This is a genomic window from Streptomyces rapamycinicus NRRL 5491, assembly GCF_024298965.1.
Taxonomy (GTDB): Bacteria; Actinomycetota; Actinomycetes; order Streptomycetales; family Streptomycetaceae; genus Streptomyces; species Streptomyces rapamycinicus.
In genome coordinates this window covers 11000374-11017489 of sequence record NZ_CP085193.1, presented here as the reverse complement: position 1 = coordinate 11017489, position 17116 = coordinate 11000374, and the positions used below count along the sequence as shown (strand labels likewise).

General features: G+C 69.8%; 1 protein-coding gene. It reads right to left on the bottom strand.

The features are described 5' to 3' along the window. Positions 1 to 21: 21 nt before the first annotated feature. A complete protein-coding gene (locus LIV37_RS45810) occupies positions 22 to 17106 on the bottom strand; it encodes a type I polyketide synthase (protein WP_121826594.1) in 17085 nt (5694 codons plus the stop codon). Positions 17107 to 17116 lie beyond the last annotated feature (10 nt).

Below are 17116 nucleotides of genomic sequence, written 5' to 3'. Positions count from 1 at the left end.
GAGACGAACTCGACGGCAGGTTCACGAGATCCCGAACTCCTTGCCGAGGAGGTCGAACATCTCCTCGTCCGTCGCGGAATCCATGTCGATGTCACTGTTGGTGGCCGCTCCCCAGTGGGACAGCAGGCTCTTGATCTTCGCGGCGACCTCGGCACCGGCCACGTCGCTCGGGGACAGGTCGGACAGCACGGCTTCCAGCCTGGTCAGTTCGTCGAGCACGGACGTCGCGGCGCTCTCGTCCTCGTCACCGTCCTTGTCCGGGACGAACCGGGCCCGGACGTGGTCGGCGAGCGCCGCGGGAGTCGGATAGTCGAAGATGACCGACGCGGGGAACGGTACGCCGGTGGAGGTGGCCAGCCGGTTCCGCAGCTCCACCGCGGTGAGCGAGTCGAAGCCGACTTCCTGGAAGGTCCGCGAGGGGTCGACCGAAGCGGGCTTCGCATGCCCCAGCACGGCCGCCACTTGGGCACGGACCAGCTCCAGCACCGCCCGCTCGCGCTCGATCCGCGACATGCCGCGCAACCGGGTGGCGAGTGCCTCGACCGGTTCCATCGGCGCGGTGGAGAGGGGCAGCAGTTCGCTCAGCAGCGGGCTCGGCCGTACGGCGGTGAACCGGGAGCCGAAGCTCGACCAATCCACGTCCGCGATCATGAGTGCGGTCTCGTCCTCGGTCAGTGCCCGCTGGAGGGCTGCCAGCGCCAGCTCCGGGGCCATGCCGGGGAGCTGCCGCTGGGCCGCCCCCATGCCGGTATCGGCCCAGGCTCCCCAGGCCACCGACGTGGCCACCAGGCCCTCCGCCCGGCGCCGCCACGCCAGCCCGTCCAGGACAGCGTTGGCCGCCGCATAGCTCCCCTGACCCGCACTGCCCACAGTCCCGGCCGCCGAGGAGAACAACACGAAGGCATCGAGATCGACGTCACGGGTCAACTCGTGAAGATGGCGCGCGCCATCAGCCTTGGCCCGCATCACCTCACGGACCCGCTCAGGAGCCAGCGATTCAAGCACCCCGTCATCGAGAACACCCGCCGCATGCACGACGGTGCGCACATCCGGGACCGCCGCCAGAACAGCCGCGAGCGCCTCACGGTCACCGACATCACAAGCCACAATCCGCACACGCCTCCCCAGCTCAGCCACCAACTCGGCAGCACCAGGCGCCTCGACCCCCCGACGACTCGTCACCACCACCCGCTCCACACCCCTGTCCACCAGCCAACGCGCCACCCGGCTACCCAGAGCACCCGTACCACCGGTGACCAACGCGGTACCACGCCCACACCACATCGCCGCAACCTCACCCGCGCCACCGACCGGCGTCGCCCGCGTCAGACGGGCACCCCATACGCCGGTGGCACGGACAGCCAGCTGATCCTCACCGCTGCCCCTCGCAAGGATGCCGACCAGCGCTTTCCCAGCGCCATCGTCCAGTTCACCAGGCAGGTCGACCAGCCCGCCCCAACGGTCCGGATGCTCCAAACCGATCACACGGCCCAGGCCCCAGACTCCGGCCTGGCCAGGATCCACCAGGTCTCCATCGACCACCGAGACCGCACCACGAGTGACACACCACAACGGCGCATCAACCCCGGCCGCCACAAGAACTTGCAGCAACGACACCGTCGCCTCGACCGACAACAACGACACCACACCCGCGACCGGCCCCGCGACCAGCTCGCCGATCGCTTCGCCCGTCACGACCTCGACACTGGCCCCGGCCCACCGCAACGCGGCAGCCACATCGGTACTGTCCGTACCCGCCTCGACCACGACCAGCCAGCTGCCGGTGAGGCCCACCTCCCCGGACACCGCCGGGATCGGCGTCCAGCCAAGCCGGTAACGCCAACCATCGATGACCGACTGCTCCTGCCGCGCCCTCCGCCACGACGAGAGGGCGGGCAGTACGGAACTCAACGGCTGTTCCTCGTCAATGCCCAGCGCCAGCGCGTCCCCGCGCTCGACCGCGTCCCAGAACGCCGCGTCAACGGCACTGGTCGCGGTCTGGTCCGAGGCCGACTCCAGCCAGAACCGCTCACGCTGGAACGCATAGGTGGGGAGATCGACCCGCCGACCACCTGGGAACACCGCATCCCAGTCGAGCTGGACACCCCGGACGTACAGCCCGCCCAAAGCCGCCATAACGGTGAGAGGCTCCGGACGATCCCGGCGCAGCACGGGCAGTCCATCGCCATCGGCCAGCGCGGCCAACGTCCCGTCCGGTCCGAGCTCCAGGAACGAACCAACACCCAGCTCGCGCAACGTCTCCAAGCCATCGGCGAACCGGACCGTCTCCCGCACATGCCGAACCCAGTACTCCGGCGAACAGAGCTCCTCACCGGCCACCGCACCGGACACGTCCGACACGACGGGCACGCTCGGGGCACAGAACTCAACACCGTTCAGCACCTCACCAAATTCCGCGAGCATCCCATCCATACGAGCCGAATGAAACGCATGGCTCACCCGCAACCGCCGCGTCCGCACCCCACGCCCAGCCAACACATCCACAACCACCTGAACCGCACCCTCATCACCCGAGACCACCACCGACTCAGGACCATTCACCGCCGCAACCACCACACCCTCGCTCAGCAGCGGCCGCACCTCACCCTCCGACGCCGCCACCGCAACCATCGCACCACCCAACGGCAACGCCTGCATCAAACGACCCCGAGCCGCCACCACCCGAGCCGCATCCTCCAACGACCACACACCCGCCACAAACGCCGCAGCCAACTCACCAATCGAATGACCCAACAAATAATCCGGCCTCACACCCCACGACCTGATCAACCGATACAGCGCCACCTCCAGCGCGAACAACCCCGCCTGCGCATACGCCGTCTCCCCAATCAACCCGGCATCATCACCCCACAGCACCTCACCCAACGGCCTATCCAAATACCGATCCAGCTCCCCACACACCTCATCCCACGCCGCAGCAAACACCGGATACCCCTCATACAACCCACGCCCCATCCCCAACCGCTGCGACCCCTGACCCGCAAACAACACACCCAACCCACCCACCACCGGAACACCAACCACCACCGAACCCAACCCACCCAACAACTCACCACGATCCGCACCCACCACCACCGCACGATGCGACAACCCAGACCGAGTAGCCACCAAAGACCACCCAACATCCACCGGATCCAGATCAGGATTCCGGTCCGCGAAGGCCCGCAGCCGTACGGCCTGCGCCCGCAAACCCGCCTCGTCGCCAGCGGACAACACCCAGGGAATCGCCGGTAGTTCGTGCCGATCCGGCCTTTGCTCAGGTTCACCCGCCATGTTGGGAGCCTGCTCAAGAATCACATGGGCGTTGGTACCGCTCGCCCCGAACGACGAGACACCCGCCCTTCGAGGCCGCCCGGCCTCCGGCCAGCCCGTGTGCTCCCCCAGGAGTTCCACCGCACCGGTGGACCAGTCCACGTGCGGTGTCGGCTGGTCGATGTGCAGACTCTGCGGCAGCACCCCATGCCGCATCGCCATCACCATCTTGATCACACCAGCCACACCCGCAGCCGCCTGCGTATGACCGATGTTCGACTTCACCGAGCCCAACCACAGTGGCCGATCCGGATCCCGGTCCTGACCGTACGTGGCCAGCAGCGCCTGCGCCTCGATCGGATCACCCAGCGTCGTACCCGTACCATGCGCCTCCACCGCATCGACATCCCGGGCGACGAGCCCGGCGTTCGCCAGCGCCTGCCGGATCACCCGCTGCTGCGACGGACCATTCGGCGCCGTCAAACCATTCGACGCACCATCCTGATTCACCGCCGAACCACGCACCACCGCCAACACCCGGTGCCCATTGCGCTCGGCGTCCGACAACCGCTCCACCAGCAGCAGCCCGACCCCCTCCGACCAGCCCGTCCCGTCCGCACCGGCGGCGAAGGGCTTGCAGCGGCCATCCGGTGCCAGTCCGCCCTGGCGTGTGAACTCCACGAAGACCTGCGGAGTCGCCAGTACGGTGACTCCACCCGCGAGTGCCAGCGAGCACTCCCCACGCCGTAGCGACTCGGTCGCCAGATGCAGCGCCACCAGTGATGAGGAGCAGGCCGTGTCCACCGTCAGGGCAGGCCCCTCCAGGCCGAACGTATAGGCGAGCCGACCCGACGCCACACTGCCCGCGATGCCTGTGCCCAGATAGCCCTCGACGTCCTCCGGGACATCGGTGAGCCACGAGCCGTAGTCGTGGTACATCACGCCTGTGAAGACGCCCGTCCGGCTGCCTTTGAGCGTGTCCGGGGCGATTCCGGCCCGCTCGAACACCTCCCAGGCCGCCTCCAGCAGCAGCCGCTGCTGCGGATCCATCGCGGTCGCCTCGCGCGGCGAGATCCCGAAGAATCCGGCGTCGAACTCAGCCGCGTCGTAAAGGAATCCGCCGTCCCGGGCGTTCGAGGCACCGGCACCGCCCTTGGCCCCGGAAAAGGTGGCCAGGTCCCAGCCCCGGTCCGTGGGCAGCGCGGAAACCGCGTCGGTGGCCGAGTGGACCAGGTGCCACAGGTCCTCGGGGGATTCGACGCCGCCGGGGAAGCGGCAGCTCATACCCACGATCACGATCGGCTCGTCGTCGACAGCCGACACCGGCGCGATCGGGGCGGCGGTCGGCAGGGAGCCCTGTACCTCGGCCAGTACCCGCTCGGCCAGCAGCCGGGGCGTGGGGTGGTCGAAGACCGCGGTGGCGGGCAGCCGTATGCCGGTGGCGGCGCTGATCCGGTTGCGCAGTTCCACCGCGGTCAGCGAGTCGAAGCCGATCTCCTGGAAGGTCCGCGAGGTGTCGACCGACTCCGCGGAGGCATGGCCCAGAACGCCGGCCGCATGTTCCTGCACCAGACGCATGACCCGGTGCTGCCTTTCGGCCTCTGTCACCCCGGCGAGTTGGTGCCGGAGCCCGGCCGGAGTGCGCCCGGTGCCGGCCGCCCTGCGGACGGGAGCGGTAACCAGTCCGCTCAGGATCGAGGGCAATGAACCCGCGGCGGCCTGGTCCCGCAAAGCGGGCAGGTTCAGGGGTGTGGCCAGCACCATCGGCTCGTCGGCGGCGAGCGCCGCGTCGAACAGATCCAGTCCTTGTGCGCTGCTGATGCTGGCCCCCACGGACCGGGCGATCCTCGACAGCTGCACCTCGGCCAGGTCGGCGGTCAGTTCGCTGCGTTCCTCCCAGAAGCCCCACGCGATCGACACCGCGGGCAGTCCCCGCCCACGACGGTGAACCGCCAGCGCGTCCAGGAACCCGTTCGCCGCCGCGTAACCGCCCTGACCCACGTTGCCCAACACACCCGCCGCCGACGAGAACAACACGAACGCCGACAGATCCAATCCACGCGTCAGCTCATGCAGATGCCAAGCACCCCATGCCTTCGCCCCCATCACCCCACGCAACCGCCCCGTGTCCAACGAACCGATCACCCCGTCATCCACCACACCCGCCGCATGCACCACCACCCGCAACCCTTCGATCGACCCCACCAACTCCGCCACCGCACCCCGATCCGCCACATCGCACGCCACCACCCGCACCCGCGCGCCCAACCCCTCCAACTCCCCCACCAGTTCCAACGCACCCGGCGCAGCCATCCCTCGACGACTCACCAACACCAACTCACCCACCCCATACGCCGACACCAGATGACGCGCCGCCAACCCACCCAACAACCCCGTGCCACCCGTTACCAACGCCACACCCGAGCCCAACCCCCCACGCACCACGCCCCCAGCCGCACCCACACCCACCAGACGCGGCACCCACACCCGACCCCCACGCACCGCAACCTGCCACTCCCCCAGCCCCACCACATCCGGAACCGCATCCATGTCCGCATCGGTATCCACCAGCACAAACCGCCCCGGATGCTCCGACTGCGCCGACCGCACCAACCCCCACACCGCGCCACCGCCCACATCCTCCACGCCCTCACCACTCACCGACACCGCACCCCTCGTCACCACCACCAACCGCGAACCCTCAAACCGCTTCTCCACCACCCACGCCCGCAAAACCTCCAACACACCCGCCACATCAGCTCCGGCCAACACCACACATTCCGGCACCACCCCACCAGCAGCCACCTCACCCCACTCCACGAACGACCCCACCGAACACGCCCCCGCATCCACCCACTCCACCCGATGAAGCACATCGCGGTTGCCGATCTCGGCTTCGGCAAGCTGTCCCTCGACAACCGGGCGGAGGACGAGGGAGTCCACCGTCAGCACCGCCTCGCCCGACTCATCGGTCACCCTCAGCGAGACCGCGTCCGGCCCGGCGGGCGTCAGCGTCATCCGGACAGCGGATGCGCCGACCGCGTGCAGCCTGACCCCGCTCCAGGAGAACGGCAGGTACGCCCGGCCGTCGTCGCTGATCAGGCCGCCCAATCCGACGCCGTGCAGGGCTGCGTCGAGCAGCGCGGGATGGATGGCGCAGCGAGCCGCATCGCCCCGCGCCTCCGCCGATATCACCGCCTCGACGAAGATTTCGTCTCCCCGGCGCCAGGCGTCCCGCAACCCCTGGAACACCGGCCCATACACATACCCCCGCTCCGCCAACACCTCATAAACCCCCTCCACCCCAACCCGCTCCGCACCCACCGGCGGCCACACCTCCACCCCCGGCACCACACCACCCCCCACCCCAAGCACACCCACCGCATGCCGAACCCACTCACCCCCACAACACGAAAACACCGACACCGACCGACACCCCACCTCATCCACACCACCCACCGAAACCTGAACCTCAACCTCACCCCGCTCCGGAAACACCAACGGCCCCTCCAAAGTCAACTCCTCAACCACCCCACACCCCAACCACAAACCCGCCTGCAACACCAACTCCACAAACCCCGTACCCGGGAACAAGACCACATCGGCCACCGAGTGTTCGGCCAGCCACGGCTGTCCGGCCAGCGTGAGCACGCCCGTGAGCAGACCGCCGCCGGACTCGGGCAAGGGCACCACCGCGCCCAGGAGGGGATGGTCAAACTCTGCCGCCCCGGGTGTCCGCCGCAGGGAGGCCGCCCAGAAGCGCCGACGCTGAAAGGCGTAGGTCGGCAAGTCCACGGCATGGGCGTCCAGCCCGGCGAACGCCTCCCGCCACTCCACCGCGACACCCCGGACATGTAGCCGGGCCAGCGCGGTGAGGAAACAGGCAGGACCGCCGTCGTCACGGCGCAGCGATCCGGTGACGAGGATGTCGGTGGCGGTGGCGTCGGCGGTGTCCTGGACGCCGACGGTCAGCACCGGATGCGGACTGGCCTCGACGAACACCGTATGGCCCTGGCCGATCAGAGCCTCAACGCTGCTCTGGAACTCCACCGTCTCCCGCAGATTCCGATACCAGTACTCCGCATCCAACTCCACGGTCTCCATCAACCGCCCCGTCACCGTCGAAAAGAACGGCACCTCACCCACACGCGGCCGCACCGGCGCCAACGCCTCCGCCAGCCCCTCCCGAACCTCCTCCACCTGCACCGAATGCGACGCATAATCCACCGGAACCCGCTTGGCCTCCGGGAACTCCGCCAACACCCCATCCAGCACCCCAACAGACCCCGACACCACCGTCGACACCGGACCATTCACCGCCGCCACCGACAACCCCACACGATCCCGCAGCCGATCAGCAGCCACCGGAACCGACACCATCCCACCCCGCCCCGCCAAAGCCAGCAACGCCTTGCTCCGCAACGCCACCACCCGCGCACCATCCTCCAACGACAGACCCCCCGCCACACACGCCGCCGCAATCTCACCCTGCGAATGACCCACCACCACCGACGGCACCACACCAAACGAACGCCACAACTCCGCCAACGACACCATCACCGCCCACAACACCGGCTGCACCACATCAACACGCCCCAACGCCACCTCATCACCCAACACATCCCACAACGACCACTCCACAAACGGCGCCAACGCAACCGCACACTCACCCAACCGCCCCGCAAACACCGCCGAGGACCCCACCAACTCCAACGCCATCCCCACCCACTGCGACCCCTGCCCCGGAAAGACAAACACGACGCCACGGTTGGGCTCGGCCGCGCCCACCACCTCCGCCGCGTCCAACCCACGCCGCAACTCATCGAGTTCGGTGCCCACGACGACGGTGCGATACGGCAGAAGCGCACGTGTGGATGCCAACGACCAGCCCACATCAACCGGATCGAGCGTGGGGTTGTCGTCAGCGAAGGCCCGCAGGCCTTCGATCTGCGCCCGCAGACCCGCCTCGCTCGCGCCCGACAGCGCCCACGGCACCGTCGGCGGCTCACCGTGCCCCTTCCTGCCCTCCGCCGCCACCCCCGGTGCCTGCTCCGGGGCCTGCTCCGGGGCCTGCTCCAGGATCACATGGGCGTTGGTGCCGCTCACCCCGAAAGCCGACACCCCGGCTCGGCGCGGTCGATCCTCCGGCCACTCGGCCGACTCGGCGAGCAGTTCCACCGCGCCGACCGACCAATCCACCTTCGGTGTCGGCTCATCGACGTGCAGCGTTCGCGGCAGCACCCCGTGCCGCATGGCCATCACCATCTTGATCACACCGGCCACACCCGCAGCCGCCTGCGTATGACCGATGTTCGACTTCACCGACCCCAACCACAACGGCCGATCCGCATCCCGGCCCTGACCGTACGTGGCCAGCAACGCCTGCGCCTCGATCGGATCACCCAGCGCCGTACCCGTACCATGCGCCTCCACCGCATCCACATCCACCGCGGACAACCCAGCGCTCGCCAACGCCTGCCGGATCACCCGCTGCTGCGACGGACCATTCGGCGCCGTCAAACCATTCGACGCACCATCCTGATTCACCGCGCTGCCCCGCACCACCGCCAACACCCGATGCCCAAGCCGCTCAGCATCCGACAACCGCTCCAGCAGCAGCATGCCCACGCCCTCGCCCCACCCCGTGCCGTCCGCCGCTCCGGCGAACGCCTTGCAGCGCCCGTCCGGGGCCAGCCCGCGCTGGCGCGAGAACTCCACGAAGGTGCTGGGTGTCGCCATCACCGTCACGCCGCCGGCGAGCGCCAGCGAGCACTCGCCGCGCCGTAGCGCCTCGCTCGCCAGATGCAGCGCCACCAGCGAGGACGAACATGCCGTGTCCACGGTGAGGGCCGGGCCCTCCAGCCCCAGCGCGTAGGCGATACGACCGGACATCACGCTGGTCGCGGCGCCGGTCAGGGCATACCCCTCGTCCGAGGCCGAGGGGTAGCCCTGGCCCCAGCCGCCGATGAAGACACCGGTCCTGCTGGATCGCAGGGAGGTCGGCGCCATCCTGGCGCGCTCCAGGACCTGCCACGCCGACTCCAGCAGCAGCCGCTGCTGCGGATCCATCGCCAGCGCCTCACGCGGGGAGATCCCGAAGAGCTCCGGGTCGAACTCCGCAGCGTCGTGGAGGAATCCGCCGGTACGCACATAACTGGTGCCGGGCCGGTCCGGGTCCGGGTCGTACAGCGAGTCCACGTCCCAGCCGCGGTCGTCGGGGAAGTCGGAGAGCACGTCCCGGCCCTCGCTGACCACCCGCCACAAGTCCTCGGGAGTTCCGATTCCTCCCGGGAAGCGGCAGCTCATCGCGACGATGGCGATCGGCTCGTCGGAGGCCACGCCGGTGGGCACAGCCTCCGTGGCGGACGACGCCGCGAGGGAGCCCGACCGGTCGCCGAGCAGTTCCGAACGCAGCAGATCGCCGACCGCCCGGCAGCTCGGGTGGTCGAACAGCAAGGTGGCCGGGAGGCGCAGTCCCGTGGCCGCGTTCAGCCGGGTCCGCAGCTCGACCGCCGTCAGCGAGTCGAAGCCCAGTTGCCGGAATGGCACTGTGGGATCGATCGCCGCCGGGCCGCGGTGCCCCAGGAGTTCGGCCGCGTGTTCACGTACCAGGTCCACCAGCGTCCGGGCCTGGTCGGCCGCGGACACCCCGGCCAGTCGCCTCCGCAACGCGGCGTGGTCGCCGGTCATCGCCATGGAACCGGAGGTGTTTCGCAGCTGCGGCAACTCGCCGAGCAGGGGGCTGGGCCGACCTGTTGTGAAGGCCGGGCCGAAGGTCTCCCAGTCGACGTCCGCGATGGCCGGGCAGGGCTCGGCCGATCCGACGACATGGCGCAGCTCGGTGACGGCCGCCTCCGGCCGCATCGGGCGCAGGCCGATGCGGCTCAGCCGCTCCTCGTCCTCGGGCGCGAGGCTGCCGCCCCAGGTGCCCCATCCGATCGAAGTGGCCGGTAGACCGCGTACGCGACGCCGCTGTGCCACCGCGTCGAGCATTGCGTTCGCCGCCGCGTAACCGGCCTGGCCGACACCGCCCCAGACGGCTGCCGCAGAGGAGAAGAGGACAAACGCCTCCAGTGAGGAGTGGTCGAGGAGCTCGTCCAGATGCAGGGCACCGGTGACCTTGGCGTCGAAGACGCCCGCGTACTCGTCGAGGTCCGCGTCGATGGCGTTGCCGAATCGCACGGTCCCCGCGAGATGGACCACGGCGGTGAGGTCCGGCACCGATGCCAGCACCCCGGCGAGAGCGGCCCGGTCGGTGACGTCGCAGGCCGTCACGGTCACTCGTACGCCGAGCGCGGTCAGTTCGTCGTCGAGCACGGCCGCCCCAGGGGCCTGCGGGCCACGGCGGCTGAGCAGCACCAGGTGCTCCGCGCCGGACCGCGCCAGCCACCGTGCCACATGTGCGCCCAGCACGCCGGTGCCACCGGTGATCAGCACCGTGCCGTGCGGGCGCCATGCGCCGGCCGGTCCGGTCCTCGGCGCCGACTCCAACCGTCGGCCCAAGGCCGCCGATGGCCGCACCGCCACCTGGTCCTCACCGGCTGCCCGCGCGAGTACGGCGACGAACCGCCGCAGCACGTGTGCGTCGCAGTGGACGGGCAGGTCGATCAGGCCGCCCCAACGCTCGGATCGCTCCAGCCCGGCCACCCGTCCGAATCCCCATACCGCCGCCTGGGCGGGACTCGGCGCCGGGTCAGCGGGCAGTGCCGTGACGGCCGCTCGGGTGACACACCACAGCGGGGCCCCGACATCGGCAGTGGTGAGCGAGCACACCAGCTCGACCGTGTGCGCCATCCCCCGGGACAGCGCGGGGTGGGCCGGATGCGGAACTTCGTCGGCGGCAAGGAACGAGACGACACCGGTGATGTCCTCGGATCCCGCCACATCCGTCAGCAGCCCGGCCAGGGTCCGGCGGTCCGCGTCGCAGGTCACCTGGACGGTACGGACGCTGGCCATGCCCGACTCGATCAGCGCCCGTGCACCCGCCATGGCCCACTCGTCCCCTTCGGGGACCACGGCAAGCCAGGTGCCGGAGAGGGCCGGGGTGTCCATGTCCGGCAGCGGCTTCCAGGAAATCTGGTAACGCCACGTGTCCACGGCGGACTCGGCGATGTCCGCCCCAAGCCAGAACCGTTCCCGTTGGAAGGCGTACGTCGGCAGCTCAACGGGCGAGACACCGGCGAAGAGCGGGCCCCAGTCGATCCGGACACCGCCCACGTGGAGCTCGGCCAGGGAGGTCAGAAACCGCTGGACAGTGCCGTCATCGCGGCGCAGCGATCCGGTGACGAGGATGTCGGTGGCGGTGGCGTCGGCGGTGTCCTGGATGCCGACGGTCAGCACCGGATGCGGACTGGCCTCGACGAACACCGTATGGCCCTGGCCGATCAGAGCCTCAACGCTGCTCTGGAACTCCACCGTCTCCCGCAGATTCCGATACCAGTACTCCGCATCCAACTCCACGGTCTCCATCAACCGCCCCGTCACCGTCGAAAAGAACGGCACCTCACCCACACGCGGCCGCACCGGCGCCAACGCCTCCGCCAGCCCCTCCCGAACCTCCTCCACCTGCACCGAATGCGACGCATAATCCACCGGAACCCGCTTGGCCTCCGGGAACTCCGCCAACACCCCATCCAGCACCCCAACAGACCCCGACACCACCGTCGACACCGGACCATTCACCGCCGCCACCGACAACCCCACACGATCCCGCAGCCGATCAGCAGCCACCGGAACCGACACCATCCCACCCCGACCCGCCAAAGCCAGCAACGCCTTGCTCCGCAACGCCACCACCCGCGCACCATCCTCCAACGACAGCCCCCCCGCCACACACGCCGCCGCAATCTCACCCTGCGAATGACCCACCACCACCGACGGCACCACACCAAACGAACGCCACAACTCCGCCAACGACACCATCACCGCCCACAACACCGGCTGCACCACATCAACACGCCCCAACGCCACCTCATCACCCAACACATCCCACAACGACCACTCCACAAACGGCGCCAACGCAACCGCACACTCACCCAACCGCCCCGCAAACACCGCCGACGACTCCACCAACTCCAACGCCATCCCCACCCACTGCGACCCCTGCCCCGGAAAGACAAACACCACGTCTCCGGGGGCTCCGGTGCCCCGTACCACTCCCGGCGCGGGCATCCCGTTCGCCACCGCGTTCACACCACGCAGCAACTCGTCGCGTCCCGCGCCCACGACCACCGCGCGGTGCGACAACGTCGTACGCGTCGATGCCAGTGACCATCCCACTTCCGCCGGGGTGAGGCGGGGACCGGCCGCCATGAAGGCACGCAGCCGCTCGGCCTGGGCTCGCAGCGCAGCCTCGCCCTGTGCCGACAACACCCAGGCGACGGCCGCCGCTTCGCCATCGCCTTCCCCGCTGGGACCGGTCGGCGGGGCCGTCTCCGGGGCGTGCTCCAGGATGACGTGGGCGTTGGTGCCGCTCACTCCGAACGATGAGACGCCCGCTCGGCGAAGGCCACCGGTCGTGGGCCATGGCGTTGTCTCGGTGAGCAGCTCTACCCGGCCGCCGGACCAGTCGACGTGTGGCGACGGCTCATCCACGTGCAGCGTTCGCGGCAGCACCCCGTGGCGCATGGCCATCACCATCTTGATCACACCGGCCACACCCGCAGCCGCCTGCGTATGACCGATGTTCGACTTCACCGACCCCAACCACAAGGGCCGATCCGCATCCCGGCCCTGACCGTACGTGGCCAGCAGCGCCTGTGCCTCAATCGGATCACCGAGCGTCGTACCCGTACCGTGCGCCTCCACCGCGTCCACGTCCGACACCACAAGACCCGCACTCACCAGCGCCTGCCGGATGACACGCTGCTGCGACGGACCGTTCGGCGCCGTCAGACCATTCGACGCGCCATCCTGATTCACCGCGCTGCCCCGCACCACCGCCAACACCCGGTGCCCATTGCGCTCGGCGTCCGACAACCGCTCGACCACCAGCACCCCGGCGCCTTCGGCCCACCCCGTGCCGTCCGCCGCCGCCGCGAACGCCTTGCACCGACCGTCCGTGGCCAGCCCCCGCTGACGGGAGAACTCCACGAACATCGCCGGTGTGGCCATCACGGTCACACCGCCCGCCAACGCCAGTGAGCACTCGCCCGCCCTCAGCGACTGTACGGCCAGGTGCAATGCCACCAGCGAGGACGAGCACGCCGTGTCCACGGTGACCGCCGGGCCTTCGAGGCCCAGGGTGTAGGACACCCGGCCCGAGGCCACGCTCGCGGCGGTGCCGGTCAGCTGGTACCCCTCGGCCGCCTCTCCGGCGTCCGCCGCGTAGCCGACCGACGAGGCGCCGATGAACACGCCCGTGCTGCTGCCCTTGATGTGCTCCGCGGGGATCCCCGCCCGTTCCAACGCCTCCCACGATGTCTCCAGCAGCAGCCGCTGCTGCGGATCCATCGCCTCGGCCTCACGCGGTGAGATCCCGAAGAACTCCGCGTCGAACTCGGCCGCGTCGTACAGGAATCCGCCGTCGCGTGCGTATGACGTGCCGGGGCGGTCGGGGTCGGGGTGGTAGAGACCGTCGAGGTCCCAGCCCCGGTCGGACGGAAAGCCGGAGATGGCGTCCTCGCCGTCGGCCACGATCCGCCATAGGTCCTCCGGCGAGTGGACCCGGCCGGGGAACCGGCAGCCCATCCCCACGATCACCACCGGATCGCCGCCGTCAGGTGTTGGCACGGTCGCGGGCGCGGTCCGCTCATCCGTCCGGCCGTGGAGCCTGCGGTGCAGATGCTCGGCGAGCGCGGCGGGCGTCGGATAGTCGAACAGCAATGTGCCGCGCAGCGGAAGGGCGGTCGCCGCACCGAGCCGTTCGCACAGTTCGACGGCGGTGATCGAGTCGAACCCGAGTTGCTTGAAGGTGTGCTCGGCACCGATGGCGGTTGCCGATGGGTATCCGAGCACGACGGCCGCGTGCGTCCGGACCATGCCGAGCATCTCGCCGCCGCTCAGGCCGGGGTCGGGCACCTCGCCGGGCGCCTCGTCGCGGCTCGGGCCGGTGTCCGTGCGCTCGGGCCCGGGTGTGACCCCATGGCCAGGCGTGGCTCCGCTCTCGGTCCCGGGGGCGGAGAACCAGTAGCGCTGCCGCTGGAAGGCGTACGTGGGCAGTGGAATCCGCCGCCCACCGGACACCAGCGGGCTCCATGCCACCTCGACACCCGAGACATACAGCTCGGCCAGCGCGGTGACCAGGGCCGATGGCTCGGGTCGGTCGCGACGGAGGGTGCCCACCAGCGTCCCGGGCCCGGTCAGGCAGTCGCGGGCCAGGGTGGTGAGCGCTTTGTCCGGGCCCAATTCCACGAGGGTGGTGACGCCCTCGTCCTCCAGACAGCGGACGCCGTCCAGGAACCGTACGGTCCGGCGGACATGCCGGACCCAGTACCCCGGAGAACACAGCTCTTCCGCCGTGGCACGTCGGCCGGTCACATTCGACACCAGCGGGATCCGAGGTGCCCGGTACTTGAGGCTCTCGGCGATGTGCCGAAGCTCGTCGAGTACGGGGTCCAGATGGGGCGAGTGGAAGGCGTGGCTCGTCCGGAGCCGCTTCGTCCTGCGTCCGCGGCGGGTCCACTCCGCCGCCAGATCGAGTACGGCGTGCTCGTCCCCCGAGATCACCGTGGCGGTGGGGCCGTTGACCGCCGCCACGCAGACCCGGGCACCGTCGTCCGGGGCGCCGCCCGCCATGAGCGTCCGGGTGACCTCGTCCTCGGTGGCTTCGAGCGACACCATGGCGCCCGGCTCCGTCACGGCTTGCATCAGCCGCCCACGGGCGGCGACGAAGGCGGCGGCGTCCGCCAAGGACAGCACACCGGCGACATGGGCGGCGCTCACCTCACCGAGGGAGTGACCGATCAGCAGGTCCGGCACGAGGCCGAAGTCCTCGAGCAGCCGGAACAGCGCCACCTCCACCGCGAAGAGTCCGGCCTGGGCGTACACCGTCCGGTTGAGCAGTTCGGCGTCCTCACCGTGGATCACGTCCCGAAGCGGCCGGTCCAGGTGTGCGTCCAACGCCGTGCACACTTCGTCGAGAGCGTGGGCGAACACGGGGAAGGCGGCGCTGAGTTCACGTCCCATGCCGAGACGCTGCGAGCCCTGGCCGGCGAAGGCGAAGGCGAGCTTTCCCGCAGTCCCCGCCGTCCCCGCCGTGCCCGCCGTGCCCGTCACCAAACCTGCCACCGTGCCGCCTTCGGCGAGCGCGTCCAGGCCGTGTGCCGCGTCGGTCGCCTGCCCGGTGATCAGTACCGCGCGGTGGTCGAAGGAGGTTCGTGTGGTGGCGAGGGAGAAGGAGAGGTCGGTGAGGTTCGGCGATCGCTCCAGATACGGCCGTAGCCGCATCGCCTGGCCGCGAAGCGCGGCAGCGGACGCCCCGGACAACGGGACCGGGACCGGGATCGGGACCGGGGCCAAGGTCGGGGCCGGGGCCGGGATCGGGCCCGGGGGCGAGCTGGGGAGGGACTCGGGCTCGGGGTGATGCGCGGAGTCGTGGGAGGGGACGCCGACAAGTGGTTCGGCGAGTAGGACATGACAGTTGGTGCCGCCCATCCCGAACGAGCTGACACCGGCGACCAGGCGGTCGTCCGGCTTCGGCCACTCCCCCGGTGCGAGGCGCATCTCCAGGTTGAGCTCACCCATGGGGATACGGGGATTCGGCGTGCGGTAATTGAGGCTGGCCGGCAGCTGCCGGTGGTGGATGGCCAGTGCGGTCTTCAGGAGTCCGGCGATACCGGCGGCGGCCTCGAGGTGGCCGATGTTGGTCTTCACCGACCCCAGCTGCACCGGCCTCGCTCCGCTCCGGCCGAAGACGGCGCCCAGGGCCGCCGCTTCCGCCGGGTCGCCGAGTGCCGTTCCGGTGCCGTGCAGCTCCACGTACTGAACGGCCTCGGGGGAGATCGCGGCCCGCCGCTGGGCGAGCCGGAGCACCTGTCGCTGGCCGTTCGGGTCCGGTGCGGTGAGCGACGCACCGCCGCCGTCGTTGTTGACCGCGCTGCCCTCGATCACGCAGTAGACGGTGTCGCCGTCGGCGAGAGCGTCGGATAGCGGCTTCAGGACGACGAGTCCGCCGCCCTCGCCCCGCACATAGCCATTGGCGCGTGCGTCGAAGGTGAAGCAGCGGCCGTCCGGGGAGAGAGCGCCGAACGCGGCGATATCGGCGGCGGTCTCCGCGGAGAGGTTCAGGTTGACCCCGCCCGCGACCGCGAGCCGTGACTCGCCACGGCGCACGCTCTCCACGGCCATGTGTACCGCGACCAGGGAGGACGCCTGGGCGGCGTCCACGGTCACGCTCGGGCCGCTCAGACCGAACACATGGGAGAGCCGGTTCGCGATCATGCCCCGCTGGGTGCCGGTCAGCGTGTGGTGTGAACGGTCGCGGGCGCGGATCAGCGAGGCGTAGTCGTCGGACCCGGCGCCGATGAACGCTCCGACGGTGGCGCCCCGCAGGGTGGCGGGCACGATGCCCGCGTCCTCCAGCCCTTCCCAGGCCAGCTCGAGTATCAGCCGCTGCTGGGGGTCGATCGCCGCGGCTTCCCGTGGTGAGATGCCGAAGAACGCGGGGTCGAAGCGGTCGACGTCGTCGATGAAGCCGCCGCGGCGGATGACGGGCGGCGTGGACCGGTCGTCGGTCCCGGACGGCGTGGACCGGTCGTCGGTCCACCGCCCCGCGGGCACCTCACCGATGGCCGAGATGCCCTCGCTCAGCAGCCGCCAGAACGCCTCGGGATCGGGTGCCTGCGGAAAGCGGCAGGACATTCCGACAACGGCGATGGCCTCATCCGGTTCCATGCATTTCCTC